Below are 18,625 nucleotides of genomic sequence, written 5' to 3'. Positions count from 1 at the left end.
CGCTCAAGCGCGCTTGAACACCAGCGTGCCGTTGGTGCCGCCGAAGCCGAAGTTGTTCTTGACCGCGACATCGATCTTCAGATCGCGCGCCTCGTTGGCGCAGTAGTCGAGATCGCACTCCGGATCCTGGTTGAAGATGTTGATGGTCGGAGGGCTCTTCTGCTCGTGCAGCGCCATCACGGTGAACACCGACTCGATGCCGCCCGCGCCGCCCAGCAGGTGGCCGGTCATGGACTTGGTCGAATTGACGACCAGCTTCTTCGCGTGGTCGCCGAAAGCCAGCTTGACCGCATTGGTCTCGTTGACGTCGCCGATCTGCGTGGAAGTGCCGTGCGCGTTCAGGTATTGCACCTGGTCGGCGTTGACGCCCGCGTTCGAAAGCGCCATGGCCATCGAGCGGCGGGGGCCGTCGACGTCGGGCGCGGTCATGTGATACGCGTCGCCCGTCAGGCCGAAGCCCGCGACCTCGGCGTAGATCTTGGCGCCGCGCGCCTTGGCGTGTTCGTATTCTTCGAGCACCAGCACGCCGGCGCCCTCGCCCAGCACGAAGCCGTCGCGGTCCTTGTCCCACGGGCGCGAGGCCGTGGCCGGATCGTCGTTGCGGGTGCTCAGCGCGCGAGGCGCGGTGAAGCCGCCGATGCCGAGCGGGGAGATCGTCGATTCCGCGCCGCCGGCGATCATGACGTCGGCGTCGCCGTACTCGATCATGCGAGCCGAGGTGCCGATGGCATGCAGGCCGGTGGTGCAGGCGGTCACGACCGCGATGTTCGGGCCCTTGAAGCCGTACTTGATCGAGACGTGGCCCGAGATCATGTTGATGATCGAAGCCGGCACGAAGAACGGCGACACCCGGCGCGGGCCGCGGTTCATCAGCTCGCCGTGCGTTTCCTCGATCATCGGCAGTCCGCCGATGCCCGAGCCGATGTTGCAGCCGATGCGCACGGCCTGCTCATAGGAGAGCGCTTCGCCGGTCGGCAGTCCGCTGTCCTGCACCGCCTGGATGGCGGCGGCGAGCCCCAGATGAATGAAGCGGTCCATGTGACGCGCTTCCTTCTCCGAGATGTATTGGGTGATGTCGAAACCCTTGACCTCACCTGCGAACTTGCAGGCGAAGGCGCTTGCATCGAACGCGGTGATGTTCGCAATGCCCGACTTCCCGGCCAACAGGTTGGCCCAGGATTCGGCAACGGTGTTTCCGACAGGAGCGATGCAACCGAGTCCGGTAACGACGACGCGGCGTTTGGTCATGCCGGCAAACCTTTCTGAAAGCGCTGAACAGTTGCCTGCCGGCGCGTGCGGTTCAAGAAAAAGCCGCCGGCCGCAGTTGCAATGTTGTTGTCAGCTGGCCGATCAGGCCTTTTGATTCTTGGTGGCGTAGTCGACGGCGTTTTGCACCGTGGTGATCTTCTCGGCGTCTTCGTCGGGAATTTCGATGCCGAATTCGTCTTCGAGTGCCATCACGAGTTCGACCGTGTCGAGAGAGTCGGCGCCGAGGTCAGCCACGAAAGCCTTTTCGTTCGTCACCTGGGACTCTTCCACGCCGAGTTGCTCGGCGATGATTTTCTTGACACGTGCTTCGATATCGCTCATTTGGTTCCCTCTGAGGGTTGTAGGTAATCGGTGGATTTTAGCCGGGCGCATTGTGGCATTTGCCGTGCCCCCGGGACGGAGAAAACTTGCGCCTTGCGGCTACATGTGCATGCCGCCGTTGACGTGCAGCTCCTGCCCCGTGACGTAGGACGCCTGGGGCGATGCGAGGTACGCCACCGCGTGCGCGATGTCGGCCGGCTTGCCCAGGTGGCCCAGCGGGATCTGCTGGAGCAGCGCCTGTTGCTGGGCTTCGGGAAGGCTGGCCGTCATGTCGGTCTCGATGAAACCGGGGGCGACGCAGTTGACGGTGATGTTCCGGCTGCCCAGTTCGCGGGCCAGCGCACGGGTCATGCCCGCCACGCCCGCCTTGGCGGCCGCGTAGTTGGCCTGGCCGGCATTGCCGGAAGCGCCCACCACGCTGGTGATGCTGATGATGCGGCCATAGCGCTGCTTCATCATCGGGCGGATCACCGCACGCGAGAGCGAGAAGACGGCCTTGAGATTGGTGTCGAGCACCGCATCCCAGTCGCTGTCCTTCATGCGCATGGCGAGCGTGTCGCGCGTGATGCCGGCGTTGTTCACCAGCACGTGGATGGCGCCGTATGCCTGCACGATCTCGTCGATCAGGGCTTCGACGGCGGCGCCGTCATTGACGTTCAGCGCGCGGCCGCGGCCGTCGTACGCGCTCAGCGCCGCGGTGATCTTGGCCGCGCCGTCATCAGTGGTACCGGTGCCCACGACCTTGAGGCCGCGCTGGGCCAGCTCCAGCGCGATCGCCGCGCCGATGCCGCGCGTCGCGCCGGTGACCAGGGCAACCTGCCCTTCGAATTTGGGAATGCTCATAAGAAAAGTATGGGGGCCTTGGCGCCGTCAGCCGGCGAGCGATTGTCGGGTGTCCGCGAGAGTTGCCAAGTCGTACACCGACGCGGCTTCCAGATCGGGGGCGATGCGCTTCACCATGCCGGCCAGCACCTTGCCGGGACCGCACTCGATGATGGCGGCTACACCGCGCAGTTTCAAGGCCTGCACGCTCTCGACCCAACGCACCGGGCCAGCGGCCTGGCGCACCAGGGCGTCGCGGATGCGGTCGGCGTCGGTTTCGACGGCGACGTCGATGTTGTTCAGCACCGGGATCTGCGGCGCAGCCAGCGTGACCGAAGCCAGCTTCTCGCGCAGCGCTTCCGCCGCGGGCTTCATCAGGCTCGAATGGAAAGGCGCCGAAACCGGCAGCAGCAGCGCGCGCTTGGCGCCGTTTGCCTTCAGCAGCTCGCAGGCTTTGTCCACCGCAGCTTTGCTGCCGGCGATCACCGTCTGCACCGGGTCGTTGAAGTTCACCGCTTCAACGACTTCCGCGCTGCCGGCGCCGAAACTGGCCGTGGCTTCCGCACACCCAGCCACCACCTTGCCCGACTCCATGCCAAGCACGGCAGCCATCGCGCCGACGCCCACAGGCACGGCCTGCTGCATCGCCTGCGCACGGAAGCGCACCAGCGGCGCGGCCTGCGCCAGCGTCAGCACGCCCGAAGCAACCAGCGCCGAATACTCACCGAGCGAATGCCCCGCCACGACGGAAGGCTTCGCGCCACCCTCGGCCAGCCATGCGCGCCATGCGGCCACACCAGCCACCAGCATCACGGGCTGGGTGTTCGTGGTGAGCGCCAGCTCTTCCTTCGGGCCGTTCTTGATCAGGGCGCCGACATCTTCGCCGAGCGCCTCGGACGCCTCACGCAGCGTTTCGGCCACGGCCGGATGGTCGCCCCAGGCGTCGAGCATGCCGACAGCCTGCGAGCCCTGCCCCGGAAAGACAAATGCAAAGGATTTCATTGTTTACGCGTCGTCTCGCATTGCCAGCCCCTTCCGGGGCACCGCAACGCACTAGCTAACTACAGATTCAACAGCACCGCGCCCCAGGTGAAGCCGCCCCCCACGCCCTCGAGCATGAGCGTTTCGCCTTTCTTCACCTTGCCCGAGCGCACCGCCTCGTCGAGCGCCAGCGGAATCGAGGCGGCGGAGGTGTTGCCGTGCTCGTTGACCGTGACGATCAGCTTCTCGCGCGGAAGCCTCAGCTTCTTCGCGGTGCCCTCCATGATGCGGATGTTGGCCTGGTGCGGGATGAGCCAGTCGATGTCGGTGTCTACCTTGCCGGCCTTTGCCAGCGTGGCACGCGCCGCCTCTTCGAGCACGCGGACCGCGAGCTTGAAGACGGCCTGGCCGTCCATGTGCAGCAGCGGCGTGCCCAGCACGTTGCCGCCCGAAACGTGGCCCGGCACGCAAAGAATGCCGACGTGCTTGCCGTCGGCGTGCAGGTCGCTTGCCAGGATGCCGGGCTCCTCGCTGGCCTCGAGCACCACCGCGCCCGCGCCGTCGCCGAACAGTACGCAGGTGGTGCGGTCGTTGAAGTCGAGGATGCGGGAGAACACTTCGGCGCCCACCACCAGCGCACAGCGCGCGGTGCCGGTGCGGATCATCGCGTCGGCGACGGTGAGCGCGTAGACGAAACCGCTGCAGACCGCCTGCACGTCGAACGCCGGGCAGCCGGCAATGCCGAGCTTGTTCTGGAGGATGGCTGCCGACGACGGAAACACCATGTCCGGCGTGGAAGTCGCAACGATGATCAGGTCGACGTCGCTGGCCTTGCGGCCGGCCGCCTCCAGCGCGTGCCGGGCCGCCTGGAGACCGAGGTCGCTGCTGGTGACATCCGGCGCGGCGAAATGCCGGGCGTGAATACCGGTGCGCTCGACGATCCACTGGTCGGAGGTCTCGATGCCTCGCGTAGCCAGATCCTTGGCGAGATCGTCATTGGTCACGCGGCGTGGAGGCAGGTAGCTGCCGGTGCCGGTAATGCGTGAATAAGGAGTCATCAAACGTGAAGGGCTGTCGCGTCGACCGGCGCCGCCGGTTCCTGCCGCGCGAGCAAAGGCGCGGCGTGGGCGATGCGGGCCCGCACGCGATCGAGCAGGTTGTTGCGAGCGGCATCATAAGCGCGATCCAGCGCATGACCGAAAGCCACCTCGTCAGCCGAGCCATGGCTCTTGAAAACCAGTCCGCGCAGGCCCAACAAGGCGGCACCGTTGTAGCGACGATGATCCAAGCGACTTTTAAACGCTTTTAGGACCGGATAAGCAACAATTGCCGCAATTTTGGTGAAAAGGCTTCGCGAGAATTCGACCCGGATGAACTCGCCGATCATCGACGCGACGCCTTCGCTGGCCTTGAGCGCCACATTTCCGACAAAACCGTCACAGACGACAATGTCGGTCGTGCCCTTGAAGATATCGTTGCCTTCCACGTTGCCGTAAAAGTTCAGATCCTTGGAATTGGCGGCCGTACGCAGCAGTTGGCTTGCCTTCTTGATCGTTTCACTGCCCTTGATGGCTTCCTCGCCAATATTGAGCAGGCCGACCGAAGGCGCCTCGTTGCCGGTCAGCGCCGACACCAGTGCAGAGCCGAGCACGGCAAACTGGAGCAGGTCTTCGGCGTCGCAATCGACGTTGGCGCCGAGGTCGAGCACCGTCGTTGCTCCGCCCTTGGCATTGGGGAGCTGCGGCGCGATGGCCGGGCGGTCGATGCCTTCCAGCGTCTTGAGCAGGTAGCGCGCGATCGCCATGAGGGCGCCGGTATTGCCGGCGGAAACGGCCGCCTGGGCGGCGCCGTCCTTGACCTGCTGGATCGCGACGCGCATCGAAGAATCCTTCTTCTTGCGCAGGGCGATTTCGATTGGATCGTCCATGCCCACGACTTCGCTCGCGGCGACGATACGGGCACGCGGATGGTCAGCAAACCCGGCCAGCGCGGCTGGCGCGCCGACGAGCAGCAACGAGGCATCGCCGTGCCGCTCGAGGAACGCGCGGCAGGCCGCGAGCGTGACGCGCGGCCCATGATCACCCCCCATGCAATCCACGGCGAGCGTGATTGCGGAAGGCGCAGCGGTGTTTTCGGAAAAAGAAGGCGTAGCCATCAAAACAAAGGCCCGACGCTACGGCAAAAGTAGCTTCGGGCCTTGGCCTTGGGATGCGAGATCAGGCTTCGGACTTGTTCTTGAGAACCTGGCGGCCACGGTAGAAACCGTTCGGGCTGATGTGGTGGCGCAGGTGGGTTTCGCCGGTGGTCGGCTCCACGGCGATGCCGGGCACGACCAGTGCATTGTGGGAACGGTGCATGCCGCGCTTGGAAGGCGACTTCTTGTTTTGCTGGACGGCCATGATGGCTCCTGGACTGTTAGGTTGGTGATTGGATGCGGGCTCAAGCGGTGGCAATAAACGAAACCCGCAAAACCCGGCGGCATGTATGGAATGCCCCTGTCGTCGTTTCGTGTATCGCTGCTCACGGCGGCGCGCGCGAAGCCCATGATTATAGCCCAGCCTGAGGCAAAGGGCTACTTTCCCTCTTCCGGCTTGCGCGAACGCAACGCACCGAGCACGGCAAAGGGGTTCGGCTTGGCCTCTTCGGCGGCCTTGAAGTCCTCGTCGCTGGACGAAAGCCGCACCGGCGTGGGACAGACCTCATGGGCCGGCATGACGGGGATTTCCATCAGAAGCTCGTCTTCGAGGAGGGTATGGAGGTCGAAATCCCGGCTCACGACGAGCAAATCTTCCTCGGATTCCTCGTCTTCCGCCTCGGCGACCTCCTCGTTGGCGACGAAGCGGAACCAGCGGTCCACGGTAAGCGACGTACCTACCGGCGACAGGCAGCGCTGGCAAACCAGCGGCACGACGGCCTCGGCCTCCAGATGGAGCCAGGGCACGGGCTTGCCATCCGCGCCGGGGCGTTCTTCGCCGTGGGCCGTCCAGTTCACCACCGCATCGGGAGCGGGAGCAGCCAGTTCGGCGACCAGGCGTGCGTATTTCGGAACCGGATCTGCGGCTTCCATCGTGGCGCCAGCGGCGGCGAAACCGGGCACATTGAGCCGTTCGGGGGCGAATTCTCTCTTCATCCACGCCAGTCTAGCGCGCCAGCCATCCGGCCGGCATGGGACATGCCTGAGGGTTTTAGGCGGCTCACGCACAATCGTCGGCATGCAACGCACAGTGATCCTCGCTTCCACCTCGCGCTATCGCCGCGAATTGCTCACCCGCCTGCGCCTGCCCTTCGACGTGCACTCGCCGGAAGTGGACGAAACACCCTTGCCCGGCGAAACGCCGCACGACCTCGCCGTCCGCCTCGCACTCGAAAAGGCCAATGCCGTGGCCGCCCGCTTCCCCGAAGCCGTGGTCATCGGCTCGGACCAGGTGGCCGATCTCGCCGGCGAAGCGCTGGGCAAGCCCGGCGACCACGCCAGGGCCACCGCCCAGCTGCGCCGCATGCGCGGCCAGACGCTGATCTTCCAGACCGCCGTGGCCGTCGTCTGCAAGGCCACGGGCTTCGTCCAGCGCGACATCGCCCCCGTGCGCGTGGTGTTCCGCGACCTCAGCGACGCCGCCATCGAGCACTACCTGCAGGCCGAACAGCCCTACGACTGCGCCGGCAGCGCCAAAAGCGAGGGCCTGGGCATCGCGCTGCTGAACTCCATCGACAGCGACGACCCGACCGCGCTGGTCGGCCTGCCACTGATAAGAACCTGCCAGATGCTGCGCGCCGCGGGGGTCGACCTCCTATGACGCAGAAGGAAAAAGGCAAGCTCTATCTCGTCCCCGCGCCGCTCGATTTCGGCTGCGAGGCTCAAGCCCCGTTGCAGGATGCCCTGCCCTTGGGCACCTTGCAGACGGCCGCCGGCATCACGCACTGGATCTGCGAGAACGCGAAGTCCGCGCGCGCCTACCTGAAGCGCATCGATGCCGTCGCGCCGCTCGCCGCGCCCCTGCAGGCGCAGAACATCCAGGAACTGCCGCGCGAAGTGCACAAAAAGGGTGACCATGCCGGGCAATTCGACGCCCGCCCCCTGCTCGCCGCCGCGCTCGAAGGCCACGATGTCGGCCTGCTGAGCGAAGCCGGTATGCCGGCGGTGGCGGATCCAGGCTCGTCGGTGGCGCGCGCCGCGCACGACCTCGGCCTCGCCGTGGTGCCGCTGACCGGCCCCGTCTCCCTGTTGCTTGCGTTGGCCGCGAGCGGGCTCAACGGCCAGAACTTCGCCTTCGTCGGCTACCTGCCGCAGGACGCCGGCGAGCGCCAGGCCCGCATCCGCGAGCTCGAGGCGCTGGCGCTCAAGTCGGGGCAGACGCAGCTCTTCATCGAGACGCCCTATCGCAACGCCGCACTGCTGCAGGCGCTGACGCAGACGCTGCAGCACAACACCCGCCTCGCCGTGGCACGCGGCCTGACGCTCGCCAACGCCCACGTGCGCAGCGAGACGGTCAAGTCCTGGCGCGCGGCGAAGCCCCAGCCCACCACTGACGAACGCCTGCCCGCCGTGTTCGCGATCGGCCGCTGATGATGGTGGCCATTACCGCAGCCACGCGCTGGGCTTCGCGCGCGCAGTTCTTCGCAGCCGGCTTCATCTTCGCGACCTGGGGCGTGCACGTGCCCACGGTCAAGGCGCACTACGGCATCGACGAGGCCCAGCTCGGCCTGGCCATGCTCGCGGCCGGCGCCGGCGCCATGTTCGGCCTGACCAGCGCGGGCCGCTGGATCGGCCGCAACGGCCCGCGGCGCATGGCCGGCATCTGCGGCGTCGTCTACGCGCTGCTGCTGGCAGGCCTGATCGCCATGCCGGGCTACGCGGCGCTGCTGGTGCTGCTGGCAGCCTTCGGCCTCGTGACGAGCGTGTTCGACGTGTCGATCAACACGGAGGCCGCCCAGCTCGAGCTGCATGGCGGCACGCCGCTGATGAGCGGCATGCACGGCATGTTCAGCCTCGGCGGCATGGCCGGTGCCGCGAGCGGCAGCGCCGCGCTGGCGGCCGGGCTCGGCGCGCAGGCGCACCTGCTGGTGGTTGCAGCCGGCATGACGGTGCTCGTCGCACTGGCCTCCACACGCATGCTGCCCCGACCCGCCACCAGCGGTGCGACCGAAGTCGACCACGGCTTCCTGCTGCCCCGCGGCACGCTCGCCGTGCTGGGCGTGCTCGCCGCGCTGGGCCTGATCGCCGAGGGCGCGATCTACGACTGGAGCGTGCTCTACATGCAGCAGGAAATCGGCAGCCCGCAGCAGCAGGCCGCGCTGGCCTACGCGAGCTTCTCGGCGGCGATGGCGGCTGCGCGCTTCGGCGGCGACGCCCTGCGCGCGCGCTTCTCGCCGGCTGCGCTGCTGCTCGGCAGCGGCCTGCTGGCGGCGGCATCAATGACGCTGGTGCTCATCACCGATCTGCCCTGGCTGGCACTGGTCGGCTTCGCCGGCGTGGGGGTAGGTTTCGCGAACGTGGTGCCGATCCTGTTCTCGGCCTCCGCGAAGGTGCCCGGCATCGAGCCCGCGCGTGGCATCGCGTCGGTCTCGGCCGTGGCGTATCTCGGGTTCATGGCAGGCCCGGCGGTGATCGGCCTTCTGGCGCGCGCGACCTCGCTGACGGCGGCGCTCTACGTGGTGGTGGTCTTCGCCGCGGCGCTGGCGGCATCGGCGCGCTACACGGCCGGCGGCGAAGCCAGGTAAGAAACGATCAGCGCAGCGCCGGCGTGGCGTGCATCAGGCGCACGGTGGTCTCGGCCATCGCCGCGCCGAACTTCTTGGCCAGCTTCTCGGCCACGTTGTCGCGGCGGGTGTAGTCGATCACCTCTTCGGCCTTGATCACTTCGCGCGCCACGTAGTCGACATTGCCGAGCTGGTCGGCCAGGCCGTACTCGACGGCCTGCTCGCCGCTCCAGAAGAGGCCGCTGAACAGGCCCGGGGTGTCGAGCTTGAGGCGGTCGCCGCGGCCGGCCTTCACCACATTGATGAACTGGGTGTGGATCTGGTTGAGCATGGTCTGCGCATGCGCGCGCTGCGCGTCGCTCATCGGGCTGAACGGGTCGAGGAAGCCCTTGTTCTCGCCGGCCGTCAGCAGGCGGCGCTCGACGCCCACCTTCTCCATCACGCCGGTGAAGCCGAAGCCGTCCATCAGCACGCCGATGCTGCCGACGATGCTGGCCTTGTCGACGTAGATCTTGTCCGCCGCGGCGGCGATGTAGTAGGCCGCCGAAGCGCAGGTTTCCTCGACCACGGCATAGACCGGCTTCTTGTACTTGGCCTTCAGGCGCTTGATCTCGTCGTTGATGATGCCGGCCTGCACCGGGCTGCCGCCAGGGGAGTTGATCAGCAGGACCACGCCCTTGGCGCCCTCGTCCTCGAAGGCCGTCTTCATGGCCGCGACCACGAACTCGGCGCTCGCGTCGCCGCCGTTGGCGATCTCGCCCTTGATCTCGACGACGGCCGTGTGCGCCGAGGTCTTGGCCGTGCTCGGCGTGCTGCGCGAGAACGCGGCCCAGGCCAGGAAGACGAAGAAGGCCAGCCAGGCCAGTCGCGTGAAGGTCTTCCAGCGGCGCGCGGCCTTCTGTTCGTTCAGCGAGGCGAAGGCGAGCTTCTCGAGGGTTGCGCGCTCCCAACCGGGGCGCTGCGTGGGATCTTTGGCCATGTTCGTGGAAGGGGCCCGCTCAAAAGGTTCGAACCCCGAGGGTTCGGTTCGGTTCGGGTCGGTCATGTCGGTCAGAAAGTCAGGGGGTGAAGGTTCCAGTCAGTATGCCAGTGCACCACGCCGTCATGCTCGCTCAGCGCGATCTTCACGAGGCCGCCGCGGCACGGGCCGCCCGCGCATTCGCCGGTGTCGGGCCGATAGGCCGCGCCGTGCGTCGCGCACAGCAGCCACTGGCCGGTGTCGTCGAAGAAGCGGTCGGGCTGGAAGTCGAGCTCCATCGCGACGTGCGTGCAGCGATTGAGGAATGCATGCGGCCTGCCCTCGAAACGTATCGCGAAGGCGCGGCAGGTCTCGCCGCCGTAGACCACGTCGAAGGGCACCGCCAGGCCGCCTTCGGCCAGGTCGCAGGCGTTGCACAGCGGAATGCGTTCTTGATCGCTCATGGCGGCATCTTGATCGATTCTGTTCAGGCGTTTTCGAGCAGCCAGGCTTCGAGGTCGGCCACCGAATGGGCGACGTGCAGCGGCTTGAATTCGTCGAAGCTCGCGGGCTCGTGGGCGCCGTAGCTCACGCCCACGCTGGCACAGCCGGCGTTCTGCGCGAGCTGCAGGTCGTGCGTGGTGTCGCCGATCATCAGGGTGCGTTCGGGCGGCACGTCGAGTTCTTCCATCAGCTCCAGCAGCATGCGCGGGTGCGGCTTGCCGAAGGTCTCGTCGGCGGTGCGCGAGGCGTCGAAGCGGTCGCGCAGCGCGACCGTCTTGAGCGCCTCGTTGAGGCCGCGGCGCGACTTGCCGGTGGCCACCGCCAGTTGGTGGCCGCGCTCGCGCAGCGCGTCGAGCATCTGCAGCACGCCGTCGAAGAGAACGATGTCGTCCTGGTGCTGCAGGTAGTGGTAGCGGTAGCGCGCGCCGAGTTCGGGGTATTTCTCCTTCGGCACATCGGGCGCCGCGCGCGCGAGCGCCTCGGCCAGGCCCAGGCCGATCACCCAGGCGGCGTCGTTCTCACTAGGCTTGGCGCCGCCCACGTCGATCACCGCGGCCTGGATGCAGCGCACGATGAGGCGGGTGGAGTCGTAGAGCGTGCCGTCCCAGTCGAAAGCAATCAGGTCGAAGCGCGGGGGTCTTTTTGAATCAGTCATGAACCATGGGGGTGGGGTGTCGGGCCATCGCCTCGAGGGCAGCCGGGGGCATCAGCGAGAGCAGCTCGGGCGGCAGGCCGGCCTGCAGCGCAACGCGTTCGCCGCTGGCCGGGTGATTGAACTGCAGCCGCCACGCGTGCAGGAACATGCGCCGCAGGCCCAGCTTGTGAAGGGCGCGCTGGCGATCGGCTTCGCCGTACTTGTCGTCGCCCGCGATCGGATGGCCGGCCGAGGCGAGATGAACGCGGATCTGGTGCGTGCGGCCGGTCTTGATCGTGACCGCCAGCAGCGACATCGGAGCCGACTCGCCCGGCAGCGAGAGCCTGGCCAGCACCCGCACCAGCGTGACGGCGCGCATGGCGTCCGGGTGGTCCTTGGCAACCACACGTACGCGGCGCTCGCCCGCGCCGGCCGAGCCGTCGGGCAGCAGATACCTGGCGAGAGGCGCGTCGAGCACCTTTTTGCTGGCCGGCCAGTCGCCTTCGACCAGCGCCAGATAGGTCTTGCCGGTCTCGCGTTCGCGGAACTGGTCCTGCAGCGCGACCAGCGCGCTGCGCTTCTTGGCGACCAGCAGGATGCCGGAGGTCTCGCGGTCCAGCCGGTGCACCAGCTCCAGGAACTTGGCCCCGGGCCGCGCGGTGCGCAGTTGCTCGATCACGCCGAAGCTCACGCCGCTGCCGCCGTGGACGGCCACTCCGGCCGGCTTGTCGACGGCCAGGACGGCGTCGTCTTCCAGCAGGACGGGAAATTCGCGCGCTGGCGCGGGCGGGGCGGCGCCCTCTTCCGCGCGCTGCGAAATGCGGATCGGCGGCAGCCGCAGCACGTCGCCGGCTTCGATGCGGGTCTCGGCCTGCACCCGGCCCTTGTTGATGCGCACCTCTCCCGACCGGATGATCCGGTAGACGTGCGTCTTCGGAACGCCTTTCAGATGGCGGAAAAGGAAGTTGTCGAGCCGCTGCCCGGCGGATTCGGCATCGACTGTGAGGAATCTGATGGCCGAATGCGGCGCCCCGGGTTCTCCCGGGCCCTGCAGGCCTGCGGGATTTCGAGCAGCCGCGGGCCCTTGCTTCGCACCTATAATGTTTTTCACCAGCGCGGTCATGTAAGTGCTTGATTAGACAGAAGTTTAGTCCACTGCCATCAAATACCCAGGGCGGCGCTGGGAGGTCGATGCCGCTTTGGCGCCGAGCTGCAAACCCCGCGCAATCGCGCAAAGTGGCAGACAAGGCGCCCAAGTCAAGCCGACACCCACGAAACACCGATACGGAATACCCCAGCCTGCAGCTTCCAAGCTGTCGGCGGATCGAAGCGAGTCCCTTGTTGTGTTGATGCTGCTGATTCGAATGTGCCTGCACTGGCTTGCGCCGGTGGCTTCGGCCATTCAGCCGTCCGCAGCGCGCGCCATCATTGCGCAACCAGCTATTAAAAAGATAGCTACCCAGCACCGAATCTGGCTCGCGCCCATCCACGCGCCCCCACCCCGGCTGTCTTCTTGAGCTAACGCTCGAGAAGCCCGCCCGCGCCCTGCGCGGCAGCGGCAGCATCCGGGGCCCAAGCGGCAATTCCCTGGTTTCGCGGGCGTCGTCCGTGCATCGTTGGCTCGTCAAGGGCCGGTAGAACGATACATATAAGGACAACGCATCATGAAGCGGATGCTGATCAATGCCACGCAGGCCGAAGAACGCCGCCTGGCCATCGTCGACGGGCAGAAACTGCTCGACTACGAAATCGAAATCGAAGGACGCGAACAGCGCAAGGGCAACATCTACAAGGCGGTCGTCACGCGCGTCGAGCCCTCGCTCGAAGCCTGTTTCGTCGACTACGGCGAAGACCGCCACGGCTTCCTGCCGTTCAAGGAAATCTCCAAGCAGTACTTCGCCGAAGGCGTGTCGGCCAGCCAGGCCCGCATCCAGGACGCGATCCGCGAGGGCCAGGAACTGGTCGTGCAGGTCGAGAAGGAAGAGCGCGGCAACAAGGGCGCGGCCCTCACCACCTTCATCTCGCTGGCCGGCCGCTATGTCGTGCTGATGCCGAACAACCCCCGCGGCGGCGGCGTCTCGCGCCGCATCGAGGGCGACGACCGCGCCGAGCTCAAGGAGGCGATGGACCAGCTCGAGTACCCCAAGGGCATGAGCATCATCGCGCGCACCGCCGGCATCGGCCGCTCGGCGCCCGAACTCCAGTGGGACCTGAACTACCTGCTCAAGCTCTGGAGCGCCATCGACGGCGCCGCCAAGGGCGGCAAGGGCGCCTTCCTGATCTACCAGGAATCCTCGCTCGTCATCCGCGCCATCCGTGACTATTTCAATCACGACATCGGCGACATCCTGATCGACACCGACGACATCTACGACCAGGCGCAGCAGTTCATGGCGCACGTCATGCCCGAGCATGCCTCGCGCGTGAAGCGCTACCGCGACGACGCGGCGCTGTTCAGCCGCTTCCAGATCGAGCACCAGATCGAGTCGGCCTACGCCCGCACCGTGCAGCTGCCCTCGGGCGGCGCCATCGTCATCGACCACACCGAGGCGCTGGTCTCGGTCGACGTGAACTCGGCGCGCGCCATCAAGGGCGGCGACATCGAGGAAACCGCCACCCGCACCAACCTCGAAGCCGCCGACGAAGTGGCCCGCCAGATGCGCCTGCGCGACCTGGGCGGCCTGATCGTCATCGACTTCATCGACATGGACGAGTCGAAGAACCGCCGCGAAGTCGAAAGCCGCCTGCGCGACGCGCTCCGGCAAGACCGCGCCCGCGTGCAGTTCGGCTCGATCAGCAAGTTCGGCCTGATGGAAATGAGCCGCCAGCGCCTGAAGCCGGCGCTGTCCGAAGGCTCGTCGATCCCCTGCCCCCGCTGCGGCGGCTCGGGCCACATCCGCGATACCGAGTCGAGCGCGCTGCAGATCCTGCGCATCATTCAGGAAGAGTCGATGAAGGACAACACCGCCGCCGTGCACGTGCAGGTGCCGGTGGAAGTGGCCTCCTTCCTGCTGAACGAGAAGCGCACCGAGATCGCCAAGATCGAACTCAAGCAGCGCGTGAGCGTGCTGATGGTGCCCAACAAGACCCTCGAGACGCCCAACTACAAGCTCGAGCGCCTGAAGCACGACGACCCGCGCCTCGACCACATCGAGGCCAGCTACAAGATGGCCGACGAGATCGAGGACCCGACCTCGGTCACCCGCCGCTCGCAGGAGCCCACCAACAAGCAGACGCCCGTTATCAAGGGCGTGCTGCCCGACGCGCCGGCTCCGGTTGTGCCGCCCAAGCCCGAAGCCGTGCGCGCACCCGCCGCACCGGCGCCGGTCGCTCCGCCCGTGGTGAGCGCGCCCGTTCCGGCGCAGACCGGCTTCTTCGCCTGGATCAAGAACCTGTTCGGCGGCAAGCCCGAGCCGGTCGCGGCTCCCGCGCCGGCGCCGATCCCGGTCGAGGCACCGAAGCCCCGCCGCGACGGCCGCCCCGGCCGTGACGGCGAAGCTCGCAGCGGCGAACAGCGCCGTGGCGGCCGCAGCGGCGAAGGCCGCGGTGAACGCGGCGAGCGAAGCGAGGGCCGTGGCGAGAACGGCGGACGCCAGGGCGGCCGCGACGGCGAACAGCGCCGCGGTGGCCGTGGCGGCGAACGCCGCGAAGGCCGCAACGGCGAACAGCGCAACGAGCAACGCAACGAAGGCGCCAACAACCAGCCGCGCGAACAACGCGAGCCGCGCGAAGCCCGTGAGGCACGCGCACCGCGCGACGGCGAACAGCGCCGCAACGGACGCGGCGAGCGCCGCGAAGGCGAAAGCCGCGAAGGTCGCAGCAGCGTGCTGCCGGCCGATGCGCTGGCGGGCACCGACCTCGAAGCCCAGCAACTGGCCGGCGCCGTTGCGGGCGACGAAGGCAGCACGGCCGAACGCGCACCGCGCGCCCGTGGCGAGCGTCGCGAACGTGGCGAGCGCAATGAGCGTGGCGAGCGTGGGGAACGCAATGGCGACCGCGAACGCAACGCAGCCGAGGCCGGCGAAGGCGAGCAGCGCCAGCCCCGCAACGGTCGCGATGAACAGCGCGGCCCCCGTGGCGACCGCAACGACGGCCGCCGTGAACGCCGCGGCAACGACGCAGCGCAAGCCGAAGCGGATGCACGCGGCGCCGAAGCCGCTGCAGCCGACGCCGAGCAAGGCAGCGAAGCCGCCATCAACGGCAATGGCGAGCAGGCACCGCGCCGCGACGGCGAAGAGCGCCGCGGCCGTTCGCGCGACCGCTACGGCCGCGACCGCCGCGAACGCGGCCCGCGCGAAGAAGCCGAAGCCGGCGCCGCAGTGGCTTCCGCCGAAGGCTTCTCACAGCAGGGGCAGCAACAGGAGCCCCAGCAGCAACTGCCGCTGGCGTCCGAGCGCGTCGAAGCAGTGGAAGCCGTTGCCGTCGCAACGGAAGTCCGCGAGGCACCGCAGCAACAGCAGCCCCGTGCCGAGCGCCCCGCGCCGGTCGTCGCCGTTGCTGAAGCAGCAGCCGAGCAGATCGTGATCGAAAGCGCTTCCGCCAAGGCAACCGCGGCCGCCAACGGCCGCGCGCTGCCCAAGGTCCAGCCCTTCGAACTGCCGCTGGCAGAACTCGCGCAGATCGCCGAAAGCTCGGGCCTGCAGTGGGTCAACTCGGACGCCGAGCGCATCGCCCAGGCGCGCGCCGCGATCGAAGCCGAGCCGAAGCCGGTGCACGTGCCGCGCGAGCGCCCGCCGCTGGTGGTGCTCGACGAGGGCCCGCTGGTGCTGGTCGAAACCCGCCGCGACCTCGGCTCGATGTCGCTGCCGTTCGAACAACAGCAGCAGCAACAACAGCAGTAAAGCCTGCTGGAAGCAAATGAAAAACGGCGCCACTGGCGCCGTTTTCATTCATGCCTTCTGCATCGCCTTCCCGGGCAGGGGCAGCTCGGGCATCTCCAGGATCAGTTGCCCGAAGCGGCAGGCGCATTCGGTCTTGCCGTTCTCGCTCCAGATCAGCGAGAAATCCACGCTCGGCAGCTGCGGCAATCCATAGCGGCCGTCGACGATCTTCATTCCCGGCTCCACGTCCTCGCGCGTGAGCACCGTCACCGCCAGCCCCGCGAGCACCGCCGCGCGAATGCCGTGCTGGCTCGCCGAGGTGAAGACCACATGCCAGTCGAGCGCCATCGCATCCAGCGCCTCGCTCGCCACCTCGCGGTTGACGCAGGGCTTGGGAAAGAAAGCCAGCGGCAGCGAGGCACCGGGCGCCGCCTCGAAGGTTTCGGCCGCCGCCCACACCAGCTGCGTGCGCCGCAGGCGCGTGCCCTCCTCGCAGCCGGGTGGCGACATCACCACCGCAAGATCGAGCTCGCCCGCGCGGACCATGGCGCGGAAGTCGAGGTGCATGCTCACGCTGACTTCCATGCGCGTGGCGGGAAAGGAGCGAGCGAACTGCGAAAGCAAGGGAGGCAGCCGCTCGCCCATGAAGGTATCCGGCGCGCCGAAGCGCACCACGCCAGCGATGGGCGAGGGCTGGAAGCGCCGCGTCATCGCGTCCAGCGTCTCGAGGATCTGCTGGGCATAGCGCAGGAAGTCTTCGCCGTCCTCGGTCACCGTGAGGCGGCGCGTCGTGCGATGCAACAGCGGCCGGCCCACCTGCTCTTCCAGCCGCCTGATCTGGTGGCTCACGGCCGACTGCGTCAGGTGCAGCCGCTGGGCGGCGCGCGTGAAGCCGCCGGTTTCCTTGACAGCCACGAAGGCGCGCAGCAGTGCGGGATCGAAGTCCATGGCTAGAAATAAATGATGGTTGTTAATGGGTCTCAGGAAATTAAATCATTTCCATCATGAAGAGGCTTTACCCAGAATCGCCCGGACCTGTCGCCTTCAAGGACTTCCGAAAGATTCCGATGCCCCTCTCCCACACCGGCAAGAACCGCGTCGCACTGGCCGCGATCTGCCTCATCGCCCTGATGTTCGGCCTGGAAATCTCCAGCGTGCCCGTCATCCTTCCCACGCTCGAAAAGGAACTGCATGGCGACTTCAGCGACATGCAGTGGATCATGAACGCCTACACCATCGCCTGCACCACGGTGCTGATGGCCGCCGGGACGCTGGCCGACCGCTACGGCCGCAAGCGCATCCTCGTCGTCAGCGTGGCGCTGTTCGGCCTGACCTCGCTGGCCTGCGGGCTCGCGCAGAACGCGCCGGTGCTGATCGCCGCGCGCTTCCTGCAGGGCCTCAGCGGCGGCGCGATGCTGATCTGCCAGCTCGCGGTGCTGTCGCACCAGTTCCAGCAAGGCAAGGAACGCAGCCGGGCCTTCGCCACCTGGGGTGTGGTGTTCGGCATGGGCCTGGGCTTCGGGCCGGTCATCGGCGGCGCGATCGTGGCGCTGTCGAGCTGGGAATGGGTGTTTCTCGTCCACGCGCCGCTCGCGGCGGTGGCGCTGGCCCTGGTGCTCGGCAGCGTGGAGGAGTCGAGCGACCCCGACGCGCAGCGGCTCGACCTGCCCGGCATCGTCACGCTGTCGCTCGCGGTGCTGGGGCTGACCTGCTTCATCACGCAGGGGCCCGGCCTCGGCTTCTCGAGCCCGCTCGCCATCGGCATCGCCGCCGCCGCGGCCGCGAGCTTCGCGCTCTTCCTGTGGGTGGAGAAGATCAACCCGCATCCGATGTTCGACTTCTCGGTCTTCAGGATCCGCGACTTCTCGGGCTCGATCATCGGCTCCATCGGCATGAATTTCAGCTTCTGGCCGTTCATGATCTACCTGCCCATTTTCTTCCAGGGCGCGCTGGGCTACGACGCCGTCGTGGCCGGCTCCGCGCTGCTGGCCTACACCTTGCCCACGCTGGTGCTGCCGCCGTTGGCCGAGCGGCTCTCGCTGCGCTACCGCCCGGGCGTGGTGATTCCGGCCGGCCTCTTCGTCATCGGCCTCGGCTTCATGGCCATGCGCTACGGCAGCGGCATGGCCCATGCGAGCTGGATGACGATGCTCCCCGGCTGCCTGCTCGCGGGTATCGGGCTCGGGCTGACCAACACGCCCGTCACCAACACCACCACCGGCTCGGTGCCGAGCGCGCGGGCGGGCATGGCTTCGGGCATGGACATGAGCGCGCGGCTGATCACGCTGGCCATCAACATCGCGCTGATGGGCTTCGTGCTGCTCGAGGGCGTCCATGCGCACCTGCGCGGCGCGCTGTCCGCATCGCTCGATGCGCTGCAGCTGCGCGCGCTGGCGGAGAAAGTCGCGGCGGGCAGCTTCGCGTCGCTGGGCGAGAGCTTTCCCGCGCTGCCGCAGCTCGATCCGTCCGGAGCAACGGTGCATGCCGCGCTGGCGCACGGCTTCGGACTGGTGATGCTCTACGGAGGCGCCGGCGTATGGCTGCTGGCCGGCATCAGCTGGCTGGTCTTCGGCGGCGGCAGCAAGAAGCCGTCGGTGCGGCCCGCGTGCCCTTAGGCCG

The 18,625-nt window shown here is 67.5% G+C and carries 18 protein-coding genes; 5 read left to right on the top strand and 13 right to left on the bottom strand.

From position 1 onward, the window contains the following. Positions 1-3: 3 nt before the first annotated feature. From fabF to ABL843_RS07940, 8 genes are all read right to left on the bottom strand, one after another. Positions 4-1,248 carry a beta-ketoacyl-ACP synthase II gene (fabF, locus tag ABL843_RS07975; RefSeq protein WP_019654120.1) on the bottom strand — a complete coding sequence of 415 codons (1,245 nt, stop codon included), beginning with the start codon at positions 1,246-1,248 and terminating at the stop codon, positions 4-6. 102 nt (positions 1,249-1,350) lie between these two features. Beyond that, the gene (acpP, locus tag ABL843_RS07970; protein WP_007830471.1) at positions 1,351-1,590 is read right to left on the bottom strand and encodes an acyl carrier protein; all 240 of its coding nucleotides are present in this window, start codon (positions 1,588-1,590) and stop codon (positions 1,351-1,353) included. A 99-nt stretch (positions 1,591-1,689) separates the two neighbouring features. Then, positions 1,690-2,433: a 3-oxoacyl-ACP reductase FabG gene (gene fabG / locus ABL843_RS07965; protein WP_126022642.1), complete on the bottom strand. Its 744-nt coding sequence runs from the start codon at positions 2,431-2,433 to the stop codon at positions 1,690-1,692. A gap of 27 nt (positions 2,434-2,460) precedes the next feature. Then, positions 2,461-3,414, bottom strand: a complete 954-nt coding sequence (gene fabD, locus ABL843_RS07960) for an ACP S-malonyltransferase (protein ID WP_418119513.1) — start codon at positions 3,412-3,414, stop codon at positions 2,461-2,463. A 59-nt stretch (positions 3,415-3,473) separates the two neighbouring features. Next, positions 3,474-4,451 (bottom strand): beta-ketoacyl-ACP synthase III, encoded by a 978-nt coding sequence (locus tag ABL843_RS07955; protein WP_126022640.1) that lies wholly within the window; start codon positions 4,449-4,451, stop codon positions 3,474-3,476. Continuing rightward, positions 4,451-5,548 carry a phosphate acyltransferase PlsX gene (gene plsX / locus ABL843_RS07950; protein WP_126022639.1) on the bottom strand — a complete coding sequence of 366 codons (1,098 nt, stop codon included), beginning with the start codon at positions 5,546-5,548 and terminating at the stop codon, positions 4,451-4,453. The genes ABL843_RS07955 and plsX overlap by 1 nt, the downstream gene beginning before the upstream one ends. Positions 5,549-5,609: 61 nt before the next feature. Then, a complete protein-coding gene (rpmF, locus tag ABL843_RS07945; RefSeq protein ID WP_007830466.1) occupies positions 5,610-5,792 on the bottom strand; it encodes a 50S ribosomal protein L32 in 183 nt (60 codons plus the stop codon). Between the two features lie 173 nt (positions 5,793-5,965). Next, the gene (locus ABL843_RS07940) at positions 5,966-6,523 is read right to left on the bottom strand and encodes a YceD family protein (protein WP_418119512.1); all 558 of its coding nucleotides are present in this window, start codon (positions 6,521-6,523) and stop codon (positions 5,966-5,968) included. 82 nt (positions 6,524-6,605) lie between these two features. On the opposite strand from ABL843_RS07940, the gene ABL843_RS07935 reads away from it, so the two are divergent. The 3 genes from ABL843_RS07935 to ABL843_RS07925 are packed head-to-tail and all read left to right on the top strand — an operon-like array spanning position 6,606 to position 9,111. Then, complete coding sequence (locus ABL843_RS07935; RefSeq protein ID WP_184635498.1) at positions 6,606-7,187, top strand: Maf family protein; 582 nt, start codon at positions 6,606-6,608, stop codon at positions 7,185-7,187. Further along, a complete protein-coding gene (locus ABL843_RS07930) occupies positions 7,184-7,957 on the top strand; it encodes an SAM-dependent methyltransferase (RefSeq protein ID WP_418119511.1) in 774 nt (257 codons plus the stop codon). The genes ABL843_RS07935 and ABL843_RS07930 overlap by 4 nt, the downstream gene beginning before the upstream one ends. A gap of 2 nt (positions 7,958-7,959) precedes the next feature. After that, a complete protein-coding gene (locus tag ABL843_RS07925) occupies positions 7,960-9,111 on the top strand; it encodes an MFS transporter (RefSeq protein ID WP_126022929.1) in 1,152 nt (383 codons plus the stop codon). Positions 9,112-9,118: 7 nt separating this feature from the next. On the opposite strand, the gene ABL843_RS07920 is transcribed toward ABL843_RS07925, so the two are convergent. From ABL843_RS07920 to ABL843_RS07905, 4 genes are read right to left on the bottom strand one after another with little or no spacing between them, the layout of a single operon-like run. Beyond that, entirely contained in the window at positions 9,119-10,135 is a 1,017-nt protein-coding gene (locus ABL843_RS07920; RefSeq protein WP_126022635.1) for a S49 family peptidase, read from the bottom strand. A 5-nt stretch (positions 10,136-10,140) separates the two neighbouring features. Continuing rightward, a complete protein-coding gene (locus ABL843_RS07915) occupies positions 10,141-10,512 on the bottom strand; it encodes a Rieske (2Fe-2S) protein (RefSeq protein WP_126022634.1) in 372 nt (123 codons plus the stop codon). Positions 10,513-10,535: 23 nt separating this feature from the next. Beyond that, positions 10,536-11,207, bottom strand: coding sequence for an HAD family hydrolase (locus tag ABL843_RS07910; protein ID WP_418119510.1), 672 nt, complete (start codon positions 11,205-11,207; stop codon positions 10,536-10,538). Next, positions 11,200-12,297 carry an RluA family pseudouridine synthase gene (locus tag ABL843_RS07905; RefSeq protein WP_418119509.1) on the bottom strand — a complete coding sequence of 366 codons (1,098 nt, stop codon included), beginning with the start codon at positions 12,295-12,297 and terminating at the stop codon, positions 11,200-11,202. The genes ABL843_RS07910 and ABL843_RS07905 overlap by 8 nt, the downstream gene beginning before the upstream one ends. A 553-nt stretch (positions 12,298-12,850) precedes the next feature. Here ABL843_RS07905 and ABL843_RS07900 point away from each other — a divergent pair. Continuing rightward, positions 12,851-16,027: an Rne/Rng family ribonuclease gene (locus ABL843_RS07900; protein WP_418119508.1), complete on the top strand. Its 3,177-nt coding sequence runs from the start codon at positions 12,851-12,853 to the stop codon at positions 16,025-16,027. 48 nt (positions 16,028-16,075) lie between these two features. Here ABL843_RS07900 and ABL843_RS07895 read toward each other — a convergent pair whose 3' ends face one another. Beyond that, positions 16,076-16,954, bottom strand: coding sequence for a LysR family transcriptional regulator (locus ABL843_RS07895; protein ID WP_126022630.1), 879 nt, complete (start codon positions 16,952-16,954; stop codon positions 16,076-16,078). A gap of 119 nt (positions 16,955-17,073) precedes the next feature. Between ABL843_RS07895 and ABL843_RS07890 the strand changes: the two genes are divergently transcribed. Further along, positions 17,074-18,621, top strand: coding sequence for an MFS transporter (locus ABL843_RS07890; protein ID WP_418119507.1), 1,548 nt, complete (start codon positions 17,074-17,076; stop codon positions 18,619-18,621). The last annotated feature ends 4 nt before the right edge of the window (positions 18,622-18,625 follow it).

This window comes from Variovorax sp. 350MFTsu5.1, assembly GCF_048302515.1.
Lineage (GTDB): Bacteria > Pseudomonadota > Gammaproteobacteria > Burkholderiales > Burkholderiaceae_C > Variovorax > Variovorax guangxiensis.
This window is presented reverse-complemented; position numbering and strand designations above follow the sequence as displayed.